The sequence below is a fragment of the Algibacillus agarilyticus genome (assembly GCF_003286125.1).
Lineage (GTDB): Bacteria > Pseudomonadota > Gammaproteobacteria > Enterobacterales > Alteromonadaceae > Algibacillus > Algibacillus agarilyticus.
In genome coordinates, this window is sequence record NZ_QMED01000001.1 from 319,700 (window position 1) to 341,972 (window position 22,273).

The 22,273-nt window shown below is 38.1% G+C and carries 20 protein-coding genes and 4 tRNA genes; 8 read left to right on the forward strand and 16 right to left on the reverse strand.

Going from position 1 to position 22,273, the window contains the following annotated elements:
* Positions 1-25: 25 nt before the first annotated feature.
* The 5 genes from tig to DPX34_RS01445 all read right to left on the reverse strand — a co-directional run bounded on the left by tig (position 26) and on the right by DPX34_RS01445 (position 1,975).
* Positions 26-1,324: a trigger factor gene (gene tig / locus DPX34_RS01425; protein WP_111976619.1), complete on the reverse strand. Its 1,299-nt coding sequence runs from the start codon at positions 1,322-1,324 to the stop codon at positions 26-28.
* Positions 1,325-1,590: 266 nt separating this feature from the next.
* A tRNA-Pro gene (locus tag DPX34_RS01430) sits at positions 1,591-1,667 on the reverse strand.
* 18 nt (positions 1,668-1,685) lie between these two features.
* Positions 1,686-1,761: transfer RNA gene (locus DPX34_RS01435), tRNA-His, on the reverse strand.
* Between the two features lie 28 nt (positions 1,762-1,789).
* Positions 1,790-1,866, reverse strand: a tRNA-Arg gene (locus DPX34_RS01440).
* A 32-nt stretch (positions 1,867-1,898) separates the two neighbouring features.
* Positions 1,899-1,975, reverse strand: a tRNA-Pro gene (locus DPX34_RS01445).
* A 215-nt stretch (positions 1,976-2,190) separates the two neighbouring features.
* On the opposite strand from DPX34_RS01445, the gene folD reads away from it, so the two are divergent.
* Positions 2,191-3,054 carry a bifunctional methylenetetrahydrofolate dehydrogenase/methenyltetrahydrofolate cyclohydrolase FolD gene (gene folD, locus DPX34_RS01450; protein ID WP_111976620.1) on the forward strand — a complete coding sequence of 288 codons (864 nt, stop codon included), beginning with the start codon at positions 2,191-2,193 and terminating at the stop codon, positions 3,052-3,054.
* Between the two features lie 87 nt (positions 3,055-3,141).
* Here the strand turns inward: folD and DPX34_RS01455 are convergent, their stop codons facing one another.
* The 3 genes from DPX34_RS01455 to DPX34_RS01465 all read right to left on the reverse strand — a co-directional run bounded on the left by DPX34_RS01455 (position 3,142) and on the right by DPX34_RS01465 (position 4,723).
* Complete coding sequence (locus DPX34_RS01455) at positions 3,142-3,870, reverse strand: glutathione peroxidase (RefSeq protein WP_111976621.1); 729 nt, start codon at positions 3,868-3,870, stop codon at positions 3,142-3,144.
* A 136-nt stretch (positions 3,871-4,006) separates the two neighbouring features.
* Positions 4,007-4,336, reverse strand: a complete 330-nt coding sequence (locus DPX34_RS01460; protein ID WP_111976622.1) for a hypothetical protein — start codon at positions 4,334-4,336, stop codon at positions 4,007-4,009.
* A 54-nt stretch (positions 4,337-4,390) separates the two neighbouring features.
* A complete protein-coding gene (locus DPX34_RS01465; RefSeq protein WP_111976623.1) occupies positions 4,391-4,723 on the reverse strand; it encodes a hypothetical protein in 333 nt (110 codons plus the stop codon).
* A gap of 177 nt (positions 4,724-4,900) precedes the next feature.
* Between DPX34_RS01465 and DPX34_RS01470 the strand changes: the two genes are divergently transcribed.
* Positions 4,901-5,098, forward strand: a complete 198-nt coding sequence (locus DPX34_RS01470) for a hypothetical protein (protein ID WP_111976624.1) — start codon at positions 4,901-4,903, stop codon at positions 5,096-5,098.
* Between the two features lie 107 nt (positions 5,099-5,205).
* On the opposite strand, the gene epmB is transcribed toward DPX34_RS01470, so the two are convergent.
* Positions 5,206-6,195, reverse strand: a complete 990-nt coding sequence (gene epmB / locus DPX34_RS01475; protein WP_111976625.1) for an EF-P beta-lysylation protein EpmB — start codon at positions 6,193-6,195, stop codon at positions 5,206-5,208.
* Between the two features lie 55 nt (positions 6,196-6,250).
* On the opposite strand from epmB, the gene efp reads away from it, so the two are divergent.
* Together efp and epmA are read left to right on the forward strand one after the other, a co-directional pair.
* Complete coding sequence (efp, locus tag DPX34_RS01480) at positions 6,251-6,820, forward strand: elongation factor P (RefSeq protein ID WP_111976626.1); 570 nt, start codon at positions 6,251-6,253, stop codon at positions 6,818-6,820.
* Between the two features lie 100 nt (positions 6,821-6,920).
* Positions 6,921-7,886, forward strand: coding sequence for an elongation factor P--(R)-beta-lysine ligase (gene epmA / locus DPX34_RS01485; protein WP_111976627.1), 966 nt, complete (start codon positions 6,921-6,923; stop codon positions 7,884-7,886).
* Here the strand turns inward: epmA and DPX34_RS01490 are convergent.
* From DPX34_RS01490 to DPX34_RS01510, 5 genes are all read right to left on the reverse strand, one after another.
* Entirely contained in the window at positions 7,876-8,862 is a 987-nt protein-coding gene (locus tag DPX34_RS01490; RefSeq protein ID WP_111976628.1) for a sialidase family protein, read from the reverse strand. The genes epmA and DPX34_RS01490 overlap by 11 nt on opposite strands.
* Before the next feature lie 96 nt (positions 8,863-8,958).
* Positions 8,959-11,670, reverse strand: coding sequence for an ATP-binding protein (locus DPX34_RS01495; RefSeq protein WP_111976629.1), 2,712 nt, complete (start codon positions 11,668-11,670; stop codon positions 8,959-8,961).
* A 102-nt stretch (positions 11,671-11,772) separates the two neighbouring features.
* Positions 11,773-13,083 carry an ABC transporter substrate-binding protein gene (locus DPX34_RS01500; RefSeq protein WP_232824618.1) on the reverse strand — a complete coding sequence of 437 codons (1,311 nt, stop codon included), beginning with the start codon at positions 13,081-13,083 and terminating at the stop codon, positions 11,773-11,775.
* A gap of 525 nt (positions 13,084-13,608) precedes the next feature.
* Complete coding sequence (locus DPX34_RS01505) at positions 13,609-14,001, reverse strand: 4a-hydroxytetrahydrobiopterin dehydratase (RefSeq protein WP_111976630.1); 393 nt, start codon at positions 13,999-14,001, stop codon at positions 13,609-13,611.
* A 52-nt stretch (positions 14,002-14,053) separates the two neighbouring features.
* Entirely contained in the window at positions 14,054-14,482 is a 429-nt protein-coding gene (locus tag DPX34_RS01510) for an OsmC family protein (protein WP_111976631.1), read from the reverse strand.
* 148 nt (positions 14,483-14,630) lie between these two features.
* Here DPX34_RS01510 and DPX34_RS01515 point away from each other — a divergent pair, with 148 nt between their 5' ends.
* From DPX34_RS01515 to DPX34_RS01525, 3 genes are read left to right on the forward strand one after another with little or no spacing between them, the layout of a single operon-like run.
* Complete coding sequence (locus DPX34_RS01515; RefSeq protein ID WP_111976632.1) at positions 14,631-15,869, forward strand: cystathionine gamma-synthase family protein; 1,239 nt, start codon at positions 14,631-14,633, stop codon at positions 15,867-15,869.
* A 43-nt stretch (positions 15,870-15,912) separates the two neighbouring features.
* Positions 15,913-16,176: a late competence development ComFB family protein gene (locus DPX34_RS01520; protein WP_111976633.1), complete on the forward strand. Its 264-nt coding sequence runs from the start codon at positions 15,913-15,915 to the stop codon at positions 16,174-16,176.
* 14 nt (positions 16,177-16,190) lie between these two features.
* Positions 16,191-16,364 carry a DUF2496 domain-containing protein gene (locus DPX34_RS01525; RefSeq protein WP_111976634.1) on the forward strand — a complete coding sequence of 58 codons (174 nt, stop codon included), beginning with the start codon at positions 16,191-16,193 and terminating at the stop codon, positions 16,362-16,364.
* Here DPX34_RS01525 and DPX34_RS01530 read toward each other — a convergent pair.
* Positions 16,339-17,040 (reverse strand): hypothetical protein, encoded by a 702-nt coding sequence (locus tag DPX34_RS01530; RefSeq protein ID WP_111976635.1) that lies wholly within the window; start codon positions 17,038-17,040, stop codon positions 16,339-16,341. The genes DPX34_RS01525 and DPX34_RS01530 overlap by 26 nt on opposite strands.
* Positions 17,041-17,562: 522 nt before the next feature.
* Between DPX34_RS01530 and DPX34_RS01535 the strand changes: the two genes are divergently transcribed.
* Positions 17,563-19,845: a hybrid sensor histidine kinase/response regulator gene (locus DPX34_RS01535; RefSeq protein WP_111976636.1), complete on the forward strand. Its 2,283-nt coding sequence runs from the start codon at positions 17,563-17,565 to the stop codon at positions 19,843-19,845.
* Positions 19,846-20,059: 214 nt separating this feature from the next.
* Here the strand turns inward: DPX34_RS01535 and pnp are convergent, their stop codons facing one another.
* On the reverse strand, positions 20,060-22,162 hold the full coding sequence (pnp, locus tag DPX34_RS01540) for a polyribonucleotide nucleotidyltransferase (protein WP_111976637.1): 2,103 nt from the start codon (positions 22,160-22,162) through the stop codon (positions 20,060-20,062).
* Positions 22,163-22,273: the final 111 nt, after the last annotated feature.

The following is a 22,273-nucleotide window of genomic DNA, read 5'->3' on the forward strand; positions in this document are numbered from 1 at the left end:
TTCGTCAATGTTAAATTTGAACGAATTAAGCCTGTTTATTCATTATTTCATCAAAAGTTTTAGTTACTTCAGTAACTTTAGCTTGAGATAAAACAAATTCAACAGATTGCTCTTCAACAGCAACGTTGCGCATGTTGTTTAACATTTCTTCGTTGCTCATGTAATAATTCACAACTTCTGATGGATCTTCATATGCTGAAGCCATATCTTCAATTAATGACTTAACTTTATCATCGTCAGCTTTTATTTCGTTTGCTTTGATAACTTCAGAAAGCACTAAACCGGTTTTAACACGTTTAATTGCATTCTCTTCAAATAAACTAGCTGGTAATTCAGGTACATTTTCAGTGTTGCCACCAAAACGCTGAACAGCTTGTTGACGTAACGAATCAACTTCTTGGTCAATAAGTGCTTTTGGAATTTCAACTTCAACAGTGTCAATTAAAGCATCAATTGCTGCATTTTTATTTGTTAACTTAAGGCTGCTTGCTAATTCACGTTCCATGTTTTTACGCACTTCGGTTTTTAACGCTTCGATACCGCCTTCAGCTACACCAAATTTAGTGCAGAACTCATCATCAATTTCTGGTAATGATTTAGCTTCAACTTTATTAACTTTGATAGCAAATTTAGCTTCTTTACCTTTAAGGTTTTCAGCTTGGTAATCATCTGGGAAGTTAACCGTAATTTCTTTTTCTTCACCCGCTTTCATGCCTTCGATTTGAGTTTCAAATCCAGGGATCATGCGTTCAGTGCCTAATTCTAATTCAAAGTTTTCAGCTTTGCCGCCTTCAAACTCTTCACCGTCGATAGAACCAGCAAAATCGATTGTTACTTTTTCGCCTGATTTAGATTCGCTTTCCACTTCACTCCACGTAGCGTGTTGGCCACGTAACGTTTCTAACATGTTAGCTAAATCTTCGTCGGTCACACTTGCGCTTACTTTTTCAACTTCTAAAGCATCTAAACCTGAAACCGTGATTTCTGGGTATACTTCAAATGTTGCAGTAAATGCAAAGTCTTCACCTTCATTTAATGAATCAATTTGAATTTGTGGAGCACCTGCTGGCGTTAATTTTTCTTGAACAACAGCTTGGTAAAAATTTTGTTGGATAACATCGTTAGCAACATCTTGACGTACAGTAGCGCCGAAACGCTTCTTGATGATGCTGACGGGTACTTTACCCGGACGGAAACCATCAATACGCTGAGTTTTTGATAAACGACGTAATTGATCATTAACAATTTTATCTACATTAGCACTTGGTACAGTGATCTTTAAGCGGCGTTCTAAGCCTTGAGTGGTTTCAACTGAAACTTGCATTTGATTACCTCAAACTTTGCAAAGCGATTTTGCGCTTTATAATTCCTCGAATAACTTAAAAGTAGTTATTCTGATGACATAAAAATTGATAGCAACAAAACGCTACAACCAACTTTATCTATTCTGTTCAAAAAATGACGCGGCATTATAGCGATGAGAAACCGTTACGTCCAATATCACATAAGAGAAAGCCGAATATTTTAACTATAAGAGTAAATAAAGAGTTATATTGAATATTATATGAGGAGATTTTACAAAAAATGAGGTGGTCGGTGATGCAAGATTCGAACTTGCGACCCCTTGGACCCAAACCAAGTGCGCTACCAAGCTGCGCTAATCACCGATACAGGGGTAAAAAAAGTGGGGTGACTGACGAGGCTTGAACTCGCGACAACCGGAATCACAATCCGGGGCTCTACCAACTGAGCTACAGTCACCATAGTAGAATTTTATAACAGTTAAAGCTGGTGCGTCCTGTAGGATTCGAACCTACGACCCACGCCTTAGAAGGGCGTTGCTCTATCCAGCTGAGCTAAGGACGCACATCGAAGTACAGAACTACTTATTAAGAGAGTGGTCGGTGATGCAAGATTCGAACTTGCGACCCCTTGGACCCAAACCAAGTGCGCTACCAAGCTGCGCTAATCACCGTTATCTGCTTAATGAGGAGTGCCTCAACTGCGGGGCGCATAATACATAGCCCCCCGAGTCTCGTCAAACGTTTTTTTACAAAAAACTTCAACTTTTTCACTATGACTAGTTTTACACCAAAAGACGATGTTTTTTTTATCTATTTAACTCATTGCTTATTATTTTGATATCATGAGAAAATAGACGCAATTAATTTAATACTCAGTAGCCTAAATATGACCGCAAATTTAATCCACGGGAAAGAAATAGCCCAACAAGTAAAAGATACCGTTAAAAGACAAGTTGCCGAACGACTTGCCCAAGGAAAAAAAGCACCGGGTTTAGCCGTTGTCTTAGTCGGCGCTGATCCCGCTTCACAAGTTTACGTTGGCAGTAAGCGACGCTCATGTGAAGAAGTAGGCTTTATTTCAAAATCTTTTGACTTACCGGCCGACACTAATCAACAACAATTATTTGATTTAATCGATAAACTCAACGCCGATGATTCCATCGATGGCATTTTGGTGCAATTTCCTTTACCAGAAGGCTTAGATCAAACACGTGTTATTGAACGTATATCACCCACTAAAGATGTTGATGGCTTTCATCCTTATAATGTAGGTCGTTTAGCTCAACGTATTCCTGCGCTACGCTCTTGTACACCAAAAGGTATTATGACGTTACTTGAATCAACTAAAGTTGATTTACACGGTTTAGATGCCGTTGTAGTTGGGGCTTCGAATATTGTGGGTAGACCAATGGCACTTGAGCTTTTACTAGCAGGCTGTACCACAACGGTTTGTCATCGCTTTACTAAAAATTTAGAGTCGCATATAAAACGCGCCGATTTAGTTGTGGTTGCGGTTGGAAAGCCAGGGTTCATTCCGGGTGAATGGATAAAAGACAATGCGATCGTAATCGATGTAGGTATCAATCGACTCGAAACGGGAAAACTCGTGGGCGATGTAGGGTTTGAAGTGGCGAGCCAAGTTGCCAGTTTTATTACCCCTGTTCCGGGTGGTGTAGGCCCAATGACGGTTGCGACTCTAATAGAAAATACATTAGCCGCTTGTGAAATTAGAGAACAAAACGCCGGTTAATACCACGCGACTAAAGGCATTAAAAACCCCATTCTTGCATGGCAAAAATGGGGCTTGTTTTTAAGCGACTATTAAATTTTAAAAGAATTAACTAAAGTAAGCTTCTAAATCATCACTGCCACCAATATGCTTACCATCTATAAAGACTTGTGGAACCGTATCACGACCAGAAAGCGCACGTAAACCCGCAATTGAAACGGTATCGCCTAATGCTAATTCTTCGTAAGCAAAACCTTTCTCTGTTAATAATGCCTTGGCTTTAGCACAGAAAGGACAACCTGGTTTAGTGACTAAACTTACATTCGCTTTTTGCACGGCTTCAGGGGCAATATACGCAAGCATAGTATCAGCATCAGACACTTCAAATGGGTCGCCTTCAACTTCAGGCTCGATAAACATTTTTTCAATAATGCCATTATCAACTAACATTGAATAACGCCAGCTACGTTTGCCAAAACCAATCGCCGATTTATCAACTAACATACCAATTTTGTCACTGAACTCACCATTACCATCAGGTAAAAAAGTAATATTTTCAGCATTTTGCGCTTCAGCCCATGAATTCATAACAAATGTATCATTTACTGATAAACAAATAATGTCGTCAATACCTTGCTCTTTAAATACAGAAGCTAATTCATTATAGCGCGGTAGATGGCTGGAAGAACACGTTGGTGTAAAAGCACCAGGTAATGCAAACACAACCACTTTTTTATTTGAAAACAACTGGTCTGTAGACCATGTTTGCCACTCATCATTAATACGAACAGGGAAACTAACGGCAGGTACGCTTTTATTTTCTTGATTGACTAACATAATACACTCTCTAATTAATGGATTTAAGTTTACGGTTAGAAGTGTAGATGCATACGATAAAAAAATAAAAAGGATAAAAACGATTAGTACTATCTGTTTTTTTGATAGTACTAATTAATCTTCGTCAACAAAATGGTTAAACCAGCGCATCAATTTTTTTGTACAAATCAATGGCTTCTTGTTCAGATAATCCCAATTTACTTGCCGCTTGGCCAATCGAACTAGACACTCTAACTGAGTCATTTTTATCTAGATCTTCACTTTGCTCACTGTCATTCGTATTCGCATCAACACGCGCTTGATTATTTTCACCTGTTTTTTGAATGATTTGAGCTTGCGGGCTTAACGTAACCGTATCTTGTTCTGCTTTGAATGGCAGCTTTATTTCGGGCGAGTTAGCCTTAGCATTAGACTCGCTAAGTCCTACATCTCTGTTTAGATTAAATGCAGTATTATTAATTTGCATTAGATTCACCCCACCCTAGCAAGAATACTCTACCTTAAGTATAATCCAAATTGGTTAATTTTCATCCAATTTAATAATAGTATTTTCAGCTAATTTGGCTTGTATCACAAATATTTTTTTCAGTAAATCCGCCAATACCGCTAATTCAGTTGGCGATATTTTTTCTTTCGCGCCATTATGCGTCGCATCATAAAAACGCATCGATATATCTTCAACGTAAGGTACTAAGCGATTGGCTTCACAGTTAAACCCCGCATCTTTTGGAAATATAGCATTAAACTTACCTAAACCCTGCTCCGAAAGCGCTTGTAAAATATCATCCGTTTGCTTGGCATTCTCGTAAGCGAGTTGTAAATTTTGTCTAAATACTTCAACTATATCTTGCATGATTTCCTCTTAAATTAGCTTTGACGATCAAAGATCATCATTTTATTTAATTTTTCTTCTAAAGTCTTTTAGTTTGCAGTCGATAAGTTGATTGAGGGTAAAAAACTCTCGTTAACCACAATTGATGTCAGTGTTCTAACAAACTACGGTTGTTAGGCACATAATTTGGAGGTACTTATGAACATAGGTCCAGCAAGTGGAAGCCCAATAGGTGGATCCGATTCTTCCGGCGTTGAATTACGATCGGCAAAATTGGCGAAAGATCAGCAAGAAGCAGACGGAAAAGCAACTTTGCAACTCTTGGAGTCAGCAGACATCCCCCCCTCAAAACCCGCTGATCCAGCGATTGGGAACAACATCAATATCAAGGTTTAACTTGGTATGCCAGACCCATTAAGGATATCGGTCTAGGCACCCCTCAATTATTACTCAAACCTCTACTTGTTAGAGGTTTTGTCTTTTTGGCCGCCAATTATTTAAGCTTAATAAAAAATAGGGGTTTTACTCGCTTCTCCACCGATCTCTCTTGCCCATTTAGGCATTAAAAAACCAGGTAATTCAGCTAACATTCCTTTATAAACCCTTGCTGCGGTCTCTTCAGTAACAGCAAAATGAGCAGCTCCTTGTACTTTATCCAGCAAATGAATGTAATAAGGTAAAATTCCAGCTGCAAATAATCGCTCACTTAAATCTACCATTGCTTGAGTAGTGTCATTAACGCCTTTTAATAAAACAGCTTGGTTTAACAAGGTGATATTAGGCACCTGTAATGGTTTAATCGCCGCCATAAAATCAGCGTCGATTTCATTTGCATGATTAATATGGTGAACAAAAATAACCTTTATCGGCAATTCAGTTAAACATTTGACTAACTCGGGTGTAATACGTTGCGGTATAACCACCGGTAAACGACTATGAATACGTACACGTTTAACATGTCCAATATTCGCAATAGCCTCAATAAGCTCAATTAATTGCTTATCTTTGGCCATCAATGGATCACCACCACTCAAAATAACTTCGTTTATTTCAGGCTTCGTTTTTATATAATCCAGTGCGGCCTGCCAAGTTAACTTACCCCCAGTATTATCTTGATAAGGAAAGTGCCGACGAAAGCAATATCGACAATTTATTGCACATCCACCTTTAACAATCATTAAGGTCCGACTTTTATATTTATGTAATAAGCCAGGAATAACGGCATCATGTTCTTCAAGTGGATCGGTACTATAGCCACTGGCCGTTAAAAATTCTTCTTTTTGGGTGATCACTTGCAGCAACAATGGGTCGTTATTATCACCTTTTTTCATCTTATTAGCGAAAGGGCGAGGCACTCTTAACGGAAACAATTGGCGTGCAGACGTACCCTCTGTATATTTTTCAGACGATATTTGCAAAAAAGTCAGTAATTTAGTTGGATCAGTAAAAGAATTAGCCAGTTCTTTTTGCCAACAAGCTTCAAAATTAATCATTTTGGTTTAGAATTGCGGGATAAGTTTAACGAACGTAAATAATGTAGAGACGATAATGGCGAACTATAGCACAAATGAATTTAAAGGCGGCTTAAAAATAATGTTAGATGGAGAGCCGTGCTCTATCTTAGAAAACGAAATTGTAAAGCCGGGTAAAGGCCAAGCATTTAACCGTGTTCGTATTCGTAAATTAATTTCGGGCAAAGTTCTCGAAAAAACGTTTAAGTCTGGCGATAGTGTTGAAGGAGCAGATGTGATGGAAACAGATCTTGCCTATCTATATAATGATGGTGAGTTTTGGCACTTCATGAATAACGACACGTTTGAGCAAATCGCCGCCGATGCAAAAGCATTAGGCGATAACGAAAAATGGTTGGCTGAACAAGACGTTTGTACAATCACATTATGGAACGGCAGCCCAATCGCCGTTTCTCCACCCAATTTTGTTGAATTAGAAATTACCGAAACCGATCCCGGTTTAAAAGGTGATACAGCCGGTACAGGTGGTAAACCAGCGACCTTGAGCACGGGTGCCGTTGTTCGTGTTCCTTTATTTATACAAATAGGTGAAATAATTAAAGTTGATACACGTACTGGCGAATATGTGGGCCGTGCGGGTAAATAACTTTTTAACCTAAAACGTTTCCGGTAAATTGGAAATAGCGAAAATAAAGCCTGATTTATCAGGCTTTTTTGTATCTTAACTTTATCGAGAACCACTCAATATGAATTGGCAACCATCTGCAAGTATCGCAACATTAAAAAAACGTGCTTTATTACTCCATAAAATAAGACACTTTTTTGCTGAACGAGATGTACTTGAAGTCGAAACGCCTTTATTAGCTAGCAGTGGCATAACCGATCTACACCTTGAAAATATAGAGTGTCAATTTACTGGGCCCGGTTTTGCAAAGCCACTTAATTTATACCTACAAACGTCACCTGAATATGCGATGAAAAGGTTAATCGCCGCCGGTTCAGGTTGTATTTACCAACTTTGTAAAGCCGTTAGAAATGATGAAAGTGGTCGTTTTCATAACCCAGAATTTAGCATGCTTGAATGGTATCGAATGAACTTTAATCATCATGATTTAATGCAAGAAGTAGATACATTCCTGCAACAAATGCTGGCATGCCAAGCGGCTGATTATTTAACGTATCAACAAGCTTTTTTAATGTTCACTCATATTGATCCACTTCATTGCCAAGTCACTGAACTAAAAAAATTTATAAAAGATAAAGGTGAACCCGATATTGCTAGCGTTTTAACCAGTAAAACGGACCTGTTGCAATATATTTTTTGCACCCATATTGAACATAAAATAGGTCAAGAGACACCTTGTTTTGTTTATCACTTTCCTGCAGCTCAAGCGTCATTAGCCAAACTCAATAAAGATGACCTAAGAGTCGCTGAGCGCTTTGAAGTTTATTTTAAAGGGATTGAGCTAGCGAATGGCTTTCATGAGTTAACCGATAAGCATGAGCAACTTAAACGTTTTGAACAAGATAACCAACTCCGACAACAGGCAGGAAAAGAACAAAAACCAATTGATCATTATTTACTTGCTGCTTTAGAAAATGGCTTACCTAATTGCGCCGGCGTTGCCTTAGGGATTGATCGGTTATTTATGTTAGCGGAACAATTGCCGCACATTAATGAGGCCATTGCATTTAATATTACTAACTGCTAATTTTCCCGCCAATCGCTAATTTAGCTAAATACACGTGGCTAGACTGACCTTGATGCTCAGAATAGTAACTAACAAATAAATGTCCATTATCTTCAAGCAGCCCAGGGTAACTGTTATCACCCGCTGATGGCAATTTTAAAGTCGGTGTTAATGAAGCACGATATTCACCCACATTATTGCAAGATAAAGCAAGCTTCAATAAAGCGGTTACGGGTTTATTGCGTTTAGTGAATAACCGAGCGGCGATCCATATCTCTCCATTTGATAATTGCAGCATCGCGGGCCCCCCAAGGTAATATCGTAAGTCAATCCACTGCCAACGTTTATATGGTGACTTAGCCACGCCCAATTGAGCAGAACCAGTATCGACATCACGTCGTAATAAACACAAAGCGGTTCCATCCGCTAAAAATATGACTTCACTTTCGTTTGGGTAACCTTTACCATTTTTACGTAAACTAAATAACTCAGGTTGAATGCATTTAAATGAGCGGCCAGGGTCGCCTGCGTACAAACGTACGCAATGACTTGCACGGTTATAAGCAACGCCTAAAGCAAATGGCGCTTGGGCTTCTTTTAACCAAGTTAAGCGCCATAGCCACCATTTATTTTCACTCAGCGTGATAGGTGTTCCCCATGAATCACCCGTTTGTGAAAAACTGACTTTAGATAAATTTGACAAAAGCGCGCCAGCAGAATCATATTGCTTATGATAAAAAAGCAAAGCCAATTGATTTTTAGGTGATACTGATAATTTCGGGTCCCGTAAATCGGATAACTCAAATTTAAGAATAGAAACGGTTTGCCAATGCAATAAATCCAAAGATTTGAGGATACGTATCAAACCATCTTTGCTGACATGATTTTGAGCTTCGCGATAACAAATATAGTAGGCATTTTTAAATTTAACGAAATCAGTAAAAGCATTGTGCTTTTGAGAGTTAAGCGATAGCGGGTTGACACTCAGCAATTTCATCTTGTTTTCCACATAAATTAAGCTAATACTTTCAAGTATCTATGCAATAAAAGCAGAACTCAAGATTTGATTATAAAACGTGTTATTGAGTGTGGATTAAGTATTTTTAACGGTTAAATGAGCAGATAACACACTGGCAATATCAGCCCGTTGAATAGGCTTAGCGATATAATCATTCATTCCGGCGGCGTAACCCGCGTCAATATCTTGCTTCATCACATTGGCTGACAAACCACAAATGGGTAAATCAAGGAAACCTTGCTCTCGAAGTGTTTTAGTGGCTGTGTAGCCATCCATCACCGGCATCTGAATATCCATAAAAATCAAATCATAATCAGGATTATTTTTAACCTTCGTCACCGCTTGCTTGCCATCTTCGGCGATATCACATGCCACCCCAAAACTTTTAAGAATTTCACTCGCGACCATTTGATTTACAAAGTTGTCTTCAACTAATAAAACTTGGCCAATAAAATGTAAATCGACTTCACTTGGTTTATCTTCAAGTACCTCTTCTACTTGCACGATGGCAGCATCAGACAGCTCATCGATAAAATCAACATATTGGTGATAAGTAAAAGGATGGGTAAGAAAATGTAACCCCTCCCTTGCTTCAATATACTCTAAATAATTACGTGAAGAAGAATAAGCGATAACGCCTAGTTTACATTCGCCAGCCAAATTTAAACTAACATCGGTAAGCCTGAGTTTTAATTCTTTATAACTTTGAATATCAACCACCACAAAGTCAGCAAGTAATGCCTCGGTTATCCAACTCGGGTCAAATGATTCTATTGATTGATATTTAACATCATCTGCGATGGCTTTACTGTATTGCATAATATCGCTATTTTCATGCGCCGAATAACAAACAATCTTATTAGCTTTATGATGAGAAGGTTCAGTAGCCTGTTCGTTCAACGAAAGTGGGATCCGCATTGTAAAAGCACTCCCACGGTTAACATTCGATTCAACATCGAGTCTGCCACCCATGAGTTTTAATAACTGTTGAACAATAGATAGCCCTAAACCGGTACCGCCGTACTGACGACTAGTCGAGCCATCAGCTTGCGTAAACGGTTCAAATATTTTATTAAGCTGCTCAGCATCCATACCGATACCACTATCAATAACCCTAAAGATAAATTCACCAGCCGAGCCGCTAGCAGTATCATAACTCACCTCAATTTTCACATTACCGATATTGGTAAATTTGACCGCATTATTACAAATATTAAGCAAAACTTGCGTTAAACGAAGTGGATCACCCATTAAATGAACGGGCATATTAGGCTGCATCACCAATAATACATTGAGGTTTTTTTCTTGGGCTCGAATAAGCACCGCAGACAATAAGTTCTCTAATACTTCATTTAGCGAAAAAGGCACGGACTCTATGCTCATTTTCCCGGCTTCAATTTTAGAGAAATCTAAAATATCATTAATCACTCCCATCAATACTTGACTAGAATAAGCCACTTTAGATAAATACTCTTGCTGCTTCGGGGATAACTCTGTTTTTAACGCCAGCTCAACTAAACCGATAATTCCATTCATTGGGGTTCTAATTTCGTGGCTCATATTAGCTAAAAACATACTTTTTGAGTGTGTCGCGGCTTCTGCTTTTATCTTTGACTGTTTTAGCTCTTTATTCAGCGAAATTTGCTCTTTATTTAATCTTTGAGCATGTAATAACAAATCTTGCGTTTGCTGATTTTTCTGACTAAAAATATGAGCGGCTTGAGCTAATTGTCCTACCTCATCTTGACGAGTCAAACTCGGAATTTCAGTGATTTTTTGATCACTTGATAATTGTGCAAACACATTAGTTAATTGATTAATTGGTAAAATAACGCGCTTAAGCAAAAATAAAGCGGTAATAATGATCAAAGCCACTGAAATTGTAGAGATTAGCCCAGCCTGAAAACGTGCATCACTGATACTTTTTTCAACCGATGATTGCGTGTTTTCGAATTCGAGTGTGACTAATTCATTTAATTTACGCGTCGCATATAAAAATTCATTTGCAGAGCCTGCCATCACCACATTAACTAAAAAAATATAACCGCGGGTAATTTGGGTCAGTTTAGTGAAATTTTGCTGCAGTAACTTAATTTGCGCACTATATGACTTGGACTGCAACTTGGGATGTTCAGCGATTAATATTTCAAGTTCATTTAGCTGTAGAGTAAAGCTTTCAATATGTTCATAGTCAGGTGAGGATATATAACGATATACAGCATTTTGTGCACGCGCTAAATGATACACAAATTGGGTATCAACGACATGCAATTGAGGTTTAACGGCATTTGACGTTGTCAGTGTAAGGTTATCTTTATTTCCATCAATATCTTGTAAAATAATATCAAAATGTTTTATTAAGCCATCTTCAAATAAATCGGTTTGCTGCAAGATCCCATCAATAACACCACCCAAATTATCTCGATAATCAGCGGCATGATCACGCATTAATTGGATTAAGTCGTTGTAATTTTCTTGCTCATCACCACTAAAGGTTAATTCATCAAGCTGGTTTAAATTACTATTTACCGCTTTGAATAGCTCATTAATGCGTTGAATTGCGGCGGGGCTAATGGTGCGTTTATAAAGCAGTACGTTGCGTTGTAAATCAATAACATCTCGTTCTAGTTCTCTAACACGTTCTTTTTTCTGAACCACATTCGTTGTTAAAGCAAAACCGTTAACAAAGACTTGATGACTATAATGATTAAAAAACGAACCAGCCCCCAACAATACAATGAGAGCAGTAACAGCAAATAATAACTGAAATTTTAACGACTTAAGCATGCTGTTGATCCACAAGCAAAATATCAAACGGCCAAAAAGAAACCGTCACATCCGTTAACGTTAATGATTCAACTGAACCCGTTTTACGCTTTATTTTTTTTATCATGAACTAATAAACTCATACCACTTTTGCAAACTATATTCGTAGGTCGGCATCACTGTATTCCAAACCGCTACATTGTTAAACCGATTAACATAGCTACCGCCGGTTCTTACCTCACCTTTATGTACGGATATTTTACCATCTGTACCTCTTAAATCTCTTGACGCTGGCTTGCCATCATACCAATACTCCCACTCCTCGACCGATAAATGCGATTTAGACCGTTCTGGGTTTGAGATGTAATAACCTTGACGCGCAATAAAAGCGCCCGGCCAACCTGATAACCACCAATTCATATATTCATAAGCGGCATCTTTTTGTTTTCCTTGGGTGGCAGATGATAAACACATAACGCCGTGCCAACCTCGGTAACCTTCTTTAGGTGCTGCATAAGTGACAGGAACGTTTTCACCATTTAACGCAGCAACGGCGGGGGAAAACATACTTTCAATAACAACACGCTCATTCCGCATGTAACGAACAGATTCAGGCACTGAAGACCAAAAACCACTAAAGTGCCCCGACTTTTTATATTCCCCTAAAATATTGAATAATTGATCAACTTCTGCTTTGCTCATATTACCAATATCAACAAAAGTCATTAACCCTTGTGCTTGAGCGGCCAGAGCGAGATCAAAGATACCAATCGTTGGCGCATTAACGATTGCCACTTTTCCTTGGTATTTTTTATCTAATAACCAACCCCAACTTTCAGTCTCAAAAGGGATACCTTTGGGAATAACACGAGTGTTGTAACCAAATGAATCCACATTATGTACATAAGGTAAAAAGCTTAATTTTTCAGTATGCGTTGAGCCTAATGAACCATCCGCTTGCACATGTAAAAGCTTATAAGGGGCATCTCCGGCACCAATTTTGGCCTCAGGCGATATTTTCCCTGTTTTGGTCAAATTGTTTATTTCATCCCAATATAACAAGCGACGTTTATCAATTGGCTGAATAGCGCCAGAGCTCCATAACACATTAATGCTATTCGACCATTGCTCGTACAAATCAAACGATTTCGGTTGCATTGACGCTTTTTGTAAAACAGCAGCACTACCTTTAGCTTCAAATTCAAGCTCAATGCCTAAATCTTGCATTGCCCTTAAACGCAACTCTTCTTGCAAGGTGACATGTGTGCCTAAAATTCTTAACTTTGTTTTTTGCCGAGCAAATACATAGGGCGCTTGGTTAATCAACGCACCACAAAGTAACCCTTTTGATAGATATTTTAAGGTGCTGCGTTTTTTAGCGTCAACACTCGTTGTTACCTGCGTTGTTACATGCTCTGTTAATTGATCCGTCACTTTATTCACACCATATTACGTTTTTACTGTTGCTCAATTAAAAAATCACAGCTAAATAAACGGCATCTAACTCGGCTTATACGTCATTCATATCAATAAAGTATAGGTGGAATTATTTATTGTGGAGAAAAAATTAAAAATAACTTAGATAACAACTTAAGTTGAAAATTTAATATTTTATAAAATTAAGCCACTATCACTTTAGCCATATTTTTTACAATCTTAAATAAACCGAACAAGTGCAATATATAGTCAAAGCGATCGGGTTTTAGGGGAAGCCGTCAAGCTTCGAGACCCCATGAGCATATGCTCTACTATGTGATTAGGGCGAGTAAGCGCTGACAATGAACCATAAAACCTGAGCGAGAAGACTATAACGTATAAACATCATGCACGCTTTTGTTACGTAATACAGTTGGCGAAAGTAGTAAGCCCAAAGAAAAAAGGATAAGAGTCGTGATAAGTGATTACCGAACAAGGTAAAAAGTGCAACTTCGCATTATCAAAGCTGCACTCTAAAATAGATTAAATATTAGCTAGCGCTTCTTCAAAACGTTTATTGAATATATCTTCGGTACGCCCAGCTAAAATAAAATCAGCTTCGTGTAACCCCTTTATTTTATGTGTCCACCAGCTTACCGTAACTTGCCCCCATTCAGTCATTAAACAAGGGTGATGACCATTTATTTCTGCTAGCTCACCAATTTTTTGTGTGAATTCTAATGCTTGTGCGAAATTTTTAAACTCGTAAACTCGGTTTAAACAGTCAACACCATCACGTGTTTTAATTTCCCAAGTAGCTAATGCAGCAAGGTACGTTTCTTTTAGTTGATCATTAATAGTGGTTGAACCCTTTTTACAAGGTTCGCAAGTAAGTGAGCATAATTGTTGTAGTTCAGCACTAGTTGGGGATTGCATAATAAAACTCCGTTAAAGGGGATATACAAGGTTTAGTACATAAACCTGGTGTTTACACATCAATAATCTCAAAACCATGGGTAATTTCAACTCCACCCGCTTGTAACATTTGCACAACAGAGCAATATTTATCGGCTGATAAAGTAACGGCTTGATTAACCGCCTTTTCAGGAATGTTTTTACCCGTAATGACAAAATTTAAATGCATATGTGTAAAAACAGCCGGCACACGGGTTGCTCGAGTCGTTTGTATATCGACCGAACAAGCGGAGATTTGTAACCTTTTCTTTTCTAATATAGACACAACATCGACAGACGAACAACCCCCTAACCCTAAAGCGATTAGTTCCATAGGACTCGCCGCTTCACGTGGACCACTATCAGCCGAACGTCCATCCATTAACACATCAAAGCCACTATCAGATGTACCCGTAAATTTTCGTTGGCCTTGCCATACGACTTTTGCTAATTGAGTTGACATAAAAACCTTATAAACAGACTATACTATTGATTAACTAAACAATTCAGTTGGTTAACTCTACTCGCGCCTATACTCATTATAAGAACAAGCGAATACAGAGAAAGTAACTCAACTGGATAAACCATCATTCGAATAGTAAGAGAATAAAATGAAAGCGCAAGGATTCACAACCCAAATTGTCCATTCAGATCGTCGCTTAAATTTAGAATCAGGCGCCGTGCATCAACCTAAACATCAATCTGTGTTATTTAAATATGATGATGTGCAAGAATTAGTCGATGTTTTCCAAGGTCGCAACCCTAGCCACGCTTACGCTCGTTCATCTACGCCAAGCATGAATGCACTACAAAATTTAATTTGTAATATGGATAATGGCCTGGCCAGTGTTGTGTTTTCGACGGGAATGGCAGCAATCAGTGCCACATTATTAACGCTGCTCAAGCAAGGCGATCATATTTTAGTTAGCCATTTTTTATTTGGTAATACAAATAGCTTTATGCAACAACTAAATCAATATGGCATCGAAGTCAGTTTTGTTGATGTAACTGATAGCCAACATGTTGCTGAACACATTAAACCCAATACACGGCTTTTATTTTGTGAAACCATTGCCAACCCAGTCACTCAAGTTGCCGATGTGGTAGGCCTAACAGCATTATGTGAAGCCCATCATTTACTATTCATACTTGATACCACGATGACCCCTGCTTACTTATTCAATGCCAAAGCACAAGGGGCTCATCTTATTACAGGCTCATTGACTAAATATATTAGTGGCCACGGAAATGCCTTAGGAGGCTGGGTAACTGACACAGGCACATTCGATTGGTCAACATACCCAAACATAAATGAAAGTTATAAAGGCGCAGATCCTAAGCTTTGGGCCATTACGCAAATAAAAAAGAAAGGCTTGAGAGATATGGGCGGTAGCATCAGTTCTGAAGCTTGTCATTTAATTTCTGTCGGGGCTGAAACATTAGCATTACGCTTAGATAGAATTTGTGCTAACGCTTTAAATTTAGCTGCATTTTTTCAACGCCACCCTAAAGTGAAAAAAGTTTATTATCCGGGACTACCTCAGCACCCGCAACATCAAAGAGCGGCTAGTTTATTTAAATATTTTGGCGGTTTAATGAGTATTGATTTAATTGAAGAAGCCGACCCTTTTGCTTTTTTAAATTCGCTCGATTTAGTTTTAAATGCAACACATTTAGGTGATAACCGAACCTTAGCAATACCGGTCGCTCCGACTATTTATTATGAGATGGGCGCGGCTAGACGAGCCGAAATGGGTGTAAGTGATAATATGATCCGCTTATCAATTGGTATAGAAGATCTTGATGATCTTATTGCAGATTTTAACCAAGCACTAGATAAAATAGCGTAAACTGATCTATTCTTAACAAAATAATACAACTAGGAAAGTAAGTATGAAATTAGATGATGATATTCATAACTATTATGAAAAATTAGTCGTAGACAAATTAGTCGCAACGGGGATCTCAGATAAACATGATTCAGATTTTCTTGCTGATTTGAGTTGTTTAATCCTAAACCAACTGCAACCTAAATACATTCGTTATGAAGTCGACATGGCATTTTATTTACCACAAGCAGAAAGACAACAAATGGAAATGAATGTTAATAATGCACTTAAAAGCGCGCTGCGCTTTTTAGAAGAAAATAACACCTAAGGTACAACATAAACGTGAGTAGTAAACCAGACCACTTCGCTAACGCACCTTACCATGTGCGATTAGCGATTGATTTAATTATGCAGTTTGAACAAAACCAAATAGATGAGAAAGAAGCGCTTCAAGCCATTGATATAGTAAGAAACGATTTAGTGAATAAACTTAATCAAAAAGATCAGGAAAACTAACTAGCGTATTTTCTAAGCGAAAATCAATTTGCTTTTCAACGTAAATTTTTGACATCATGCGCATTTCTCGCTCAACGGTATCAACTATAGTTGACCCACCCGCTTTATATTCATGACCGACAATAATCGGTCTTAACATAAAATCAGAATGGTCAAGAAGCTGTAAAACATGCTGGATTTGGTGCCAAAAAATATCGCCCATGGCAAAACCTAATAACTTAGCAATACCTAAATCACGGTATTCTGGCATCACATAATTATGCAAAAACTCGAGTTGAATACCTAATTCAAAAGGTCTTTGGGTGCGTCCTTCTAAGTTCCATTTATCTAATAAACTGATATCCATTGCGCCATAAGCTATCGGCAATGAAGGGTCAGCAGTTGAAAATAACAATAAACGATATTCACGCAACGTAGGAGCAACCGGGTGAGGATGGCTGTATTTTAAACGCTCACTCTCTATTTCATCACTTTGCCAAATTTCTGGTGGCAATAACGCATCCGCTAAAAAATCAGGTCGGTCATGTAAAAACAAAGGCGGTAACTTACTAATTTGTGACCAATTCGGATGAGTCGATAATACAATGTCTAAATCCATTACTTCATAAAAATCGAGTAAGCTACTCATCTTTTCATCCGTTTGATGAGAAGGTAATAATTGCAAACCAGCTAACATACATAATCCATCATATTATATTTATACACTAATCAAAGCTTAGTGCAGCCAGGTAAAAAACGTTAATGGCCACCCTCGCTTTTTCTAAAAAATTAATACACCTTAGGGCGTGTTTATCTTTTGTGTATGCTTTTGCTGCCGTATTTGCACTATTTATATAAGGCAGAGCGATTGCGGTGTCGTTATTCTACATAAAAGAGCGATAAAGACTTTATGCTCCTGCAAAGTCACCTTACCCCACATCCATGTGGGGCAACATAGTCAAATAGTGCAAATACGCTGCTCTTTGGGTTCAATCCAAAACGTTTTGCTCTTTGTTATTGGCTTTTGACGTAGAGCCACTATGCCATCAAGCCAATGCCGCGATCAAAACGCTTTTAAATTGAACAAAATCTATACGACAAAGATAAACACGCCCTAGCATTCTGCCTAATTTAAAGATCTTTTATTAAGCAAACCCGCTATACTCAAGAAACTAAAGAATTCCAAGTAATGCTCATATTTTGTGTGAAAGGCTGGTAAATGAAACTGTCTAAAAAAATATTCATTTCAATGTTAACTTTTAGCTTAGTTTGCTTGCTGGTTTTTGGCGGGACGGTCTATTATTTCACCAAAAAAAACATACAAAACGATATCGAACGACATTTAATTACAGTCAGTAATGGCTTAAAGCAACAAATAGAATTATTACTACAACAAAACGCAGAGCGTATTTTACTGACCTCAAGCCGCACACAATTGCGTAAATCACTGCAACTGCAACTCAATAAGCCAGATACCAAACATATAAACAAGATGCGCACTATTTTATTAGATGCACAAAAATCTATTAGTGACTTTATTCAAATAGATATACATGATGCCCATGGTAATATTATTACTTCAACCGCACATAACACGCAAAACTTAGCCAAATTATCACAAAGCTTTAAGCAACTAAAATCAAATAATGATGTTAGTTTAGACAATTACCATATTGTCGATAATAAATTTGTTCATGTGTTTACCACACCTTTAACGTTAAATAACCAAAGGTTGGCTTACTTAAGTGTTCATACTCAATTTTCAGCGTTATACGATTCACTTAACAATTCTCAATTATTAGAGACGGGAAATGTATATCTTATTGAAAAAAGACACTTACCCGATAATAACGACCCCATATTTAAAGCACTAAATCAGACCGCGTTTTTACATGCTCAAGAAAATAATATTGGTATCGTTTTGCATCCGGAACATTTGAATCATTTAAGTCAATTACAAACCACAATCAACAATCAAAATGAAACGACATTTTTTATTTTAAACACAATCAAAAAAACACCTTGGCATGTTTTAATAACCCAAACCGAATCTGTCGCCTTTATCAATTTATATAAAATTGAACGTGTCTTTTTATGGGTAGCTGGTGTTTCGATTATTTTAACCTTGTTTCTTGCTTATTGGTTAGCATCTGTGACCAGTCACCCTATTTTAGCGGTTATTAAGCAAACTCATAAAATAGCGACAGGTGAGGCTGAACAAATACACTTAAGTTTTAAACAAACGAATGAACTCGCTTTACTCGCAGATTCAATCAACACCCTGTCAAAAAATTTAAACTTAAGCAAACAAAATCTCGAACAGAAAGTGATCGAAAAAACTGAAAAACTCGAAGCCCTAACTCAAGAAGCCATTAACCAAAACCAAGCTACAAGTGAATTTTTAGCCAACATGAGCCACGAAATAAGAACACCAATGACCGGTGTTTTAGGTATGACTGAATTACTAGGTGAATCAGAACTTAATGAAAAGCAGCATAAATGGGTTTGTAATATAAAAATAAGTGGGCAAAACTTATTAACCATTATTAATGATATTTTAGACTTTTCTAAAGTGCAGCAAGGCTGTTTAAAGCTAAGACCAGAACCAACTCATGTGCGCGCTTTATTTAATAATATTGCGAGTATTTTTAATACTCACTGCGCCCAAAAAGGGATCAACTTAAACATTGTCATCCACCCCGAAGTACCTGACTACTTAATGATTGATAGCACTCGATTTTGCCAAATTTTATATAATATTGTGGGTAACGCGATTAAATTTACCGATAAAGGCGAAATATCGGTCAATGCATCTCTCCTGCATGTAAGCGATAACTTAGCAACAATCGCAGTTTCGGTTGTTGATACAGGGCAAGGCATGAGCGAGTCATTTATAGAAAATATGTTTAGTCCCTATGCTCAAGAAGTCACAGCAAACAACAAAAATGCCATAGGTACAGGTTTAGGCTTAGCAATTAGTAAACAGCTAGTCGAAATAATGGGCGGCAATATCTGGGTTGAAAGTGATTTAGGCCTAGGTACTAAATTTAATTATACACTTGAAATTTATATCGCGGCAGAGCCCGAAACAAAATTAGTCGATAATGATAAAGCCGCACAAGTTCAATTATATAAAAATGCAAAAATACTCGTGGTTGAAGATAACGAAATAAATCGTGAAGTCGCCATCGCTATTTTCAATTTGTATAACATTGATGTTGATATCGCAATCAATGGTGAAGACGCAGTAGAACAAGTTAAAAACAAAGCTTTCGACATTGTTTTTATGGACATACAAATGCCTATCATGGATGGTTTAACCGCGACTAAAACAATCAGAATGCTTGATCTACCAAAGGGATCGCCCACCATTATTGCACTCACGGCGAATGTATTGCCTGATGATATAGATAGTTACTTAAATTCAGGCATGAATGATCACATCAGTAAACCGATACAACGAGACGAATTAGAAGCCAAATTAACACGTTGGTTAACTTAAATTATTTAAATCTTAGGGTTATATAAGTGATCTCTCAGAATGCATCCAGCGGTTTTTGAACAAGGCGTCGGCGTACAGGAATGGCATAAATCACCGAAGCTATAATAAACAACACTCTACTCTATTTCTTATCAATAAAACGCCAAATCAACTTTCTTTCAGGCAAAAAAAAGCCGATGCAATGGCACCGGCTTTTAAATATTTAAAATACTATTTATGCATTTTCAGCAGGCTTTGCACTTTCTGCAGCGGCTTTTATGCTTAAGCGAACACGACCTTGGCGATCGATTTCTAATACTTTAACATTAACCACTTGACCTTCTTGTAAATGATCTTTCACATTCTCAACACGCTCTTCAGAGATTTGAGAAATATGTACTAAACCTTGCTTACCTGGTAACACTTCAACAAATGCACCAAAGTCAACGATACGAACAACTTTACCTTCGTATAGTGAATTAACTTCAAGTTCAGCAGTAATGGCACGAATACGTTCCATTGCCGCTTCAGCTTTAACTTTTTCAGTTGCCGCAACTTTAACCGTACCATCATCATCAATTTCAATAGTGGTATCTGTTTCTTCAGTTAATGAACGAATGGTCGCGCCACCTTTACCGATAACATCACGGATTTTATCTGAAGCAATTTTCATCGTATAAATACGTGGCGCAAATTCAGAAACTTCATCGCGATGACCAGAGATAGCATCATCCATTACCGCTAAAATGTGTAATCGGGCTGCTTTAGCTTGGTTAAGGGCAATTTGCATGATCTCTTGCGTAATGCCTTCAATCTTAATATCCATTTGTAAAGCCGTAATACCTTCTTCAGTACCCGCTACTTTAAAGTCCATGTCACCTAAATGATCTTCATCACCTAAGATATCAGAAAGAACAACAAATTTATCGGCTTCTTTAACAAGGCCCATCGCGATACCCGCTACAGAACCTTTAATCGGTACACCCGCATCCATTAATGCTAATGAAGTACCACATACAGAAGCCATTGAGCTTGAACCATTTGATTCAGTAATTTCTGAAACAACACGTACTGTGTATGGGAATTCTTCGATAGTTGGCATAACCGCAGCAACACCGCGTTTAGCTAAACGACCATGACCAATTTCACGACGCTTAGGCGAACCAACCATACCTGTTTCACCAACACAGTATGGAGGGAAGTTATAATGCAACATGAAATGGTCTGTGTATTCGCCTGATATGCTATCAATAATTTGTGCATCACGTGGCGTACCTAGCGTAGCAGCAACAATGGCTTGAGTTTCACCACGAGTAAATAATGAAGAACCATGTGTACGAGGTAAAATGCCAGTACGTACATCAAGCGCACGAACGCTTTCAGGATCACGACCATCAATACGTGGTTCACCCGCAATAATGCGGTTACGTACAACTGATTTTTCTACAGAACTTAGCATGCCGCCAACTTCATTTTTATCAAGTTCAGCATCTTCAGCGACTAAAGCTTCAAGCGCATCCGCTTTAACTTTATCAACGGCATCTTTACGTACCATTTTATCAGTAATTTGATAAGCTTCAGTAAAACCAGCCGATGCAGCAGCAGCCACTTTATCTTTTAATTCAGTGTTAACAACAGGCGCAACCCAATCAGAAACAGGCGGCTTAACCACAGCAGCAAATTCAGCGACCGCATCAACAACGGTTTGAGATTGCTCATGGCCATATACAACCGCACCTAGCATAACGTCTTCAGAAAGTACTTTAGCTTCTGATTCAACCATCAATACTGCGCTTTGTGTACCCGCAACAACTAAGTCTAACTCGCTATCGGCAATTTCACTTAAAACAGGGTTTAATAAGTATTGACCATTTTTATAACCAACACGTGCAGCACCCACTGGACCTTGGAAAGGAATACCGGCAATCGATAACGCAGCAGAAACACCAATCATCGATACGATATCGGTTGGGATTTCAGGGTTAACTGAGACAACCGTGATAACAATTTGTACTTCGTTATCGTAAGCTTTTGGAAATAATGGACGAATAGGACGATCAATTAATCGAGCGATTAATGTTTCGCCTTCAGAAGGACGACCTTCACGTTTAAAAAAGCCACCCGGGATTTTACCCGCAGCATACGCTTTTTCGATGTAATTAACCGTTAATGGGAAAAAGTCACGTGGCTCTGCAGATTTTTTTTCAACAACACTAACTAATACCGCAGTATCGTCCATGCTAGCCATAACAGCAGCCGTTGCTTGACGTGCAATTAAGCCCGTTTCAAGCGTAACAGTATGTTGACCATACTGGAAAGAATGAGTAATTGGATTCACTAATTTGTTCCTTTAAAGCATAAAAAAAATGTAATAAATAGACATCTGATTTGCAATAAGGCCCCAATGATTAGATTAGCTAGATGAAAAAACTGTAGCGACAAATAAACC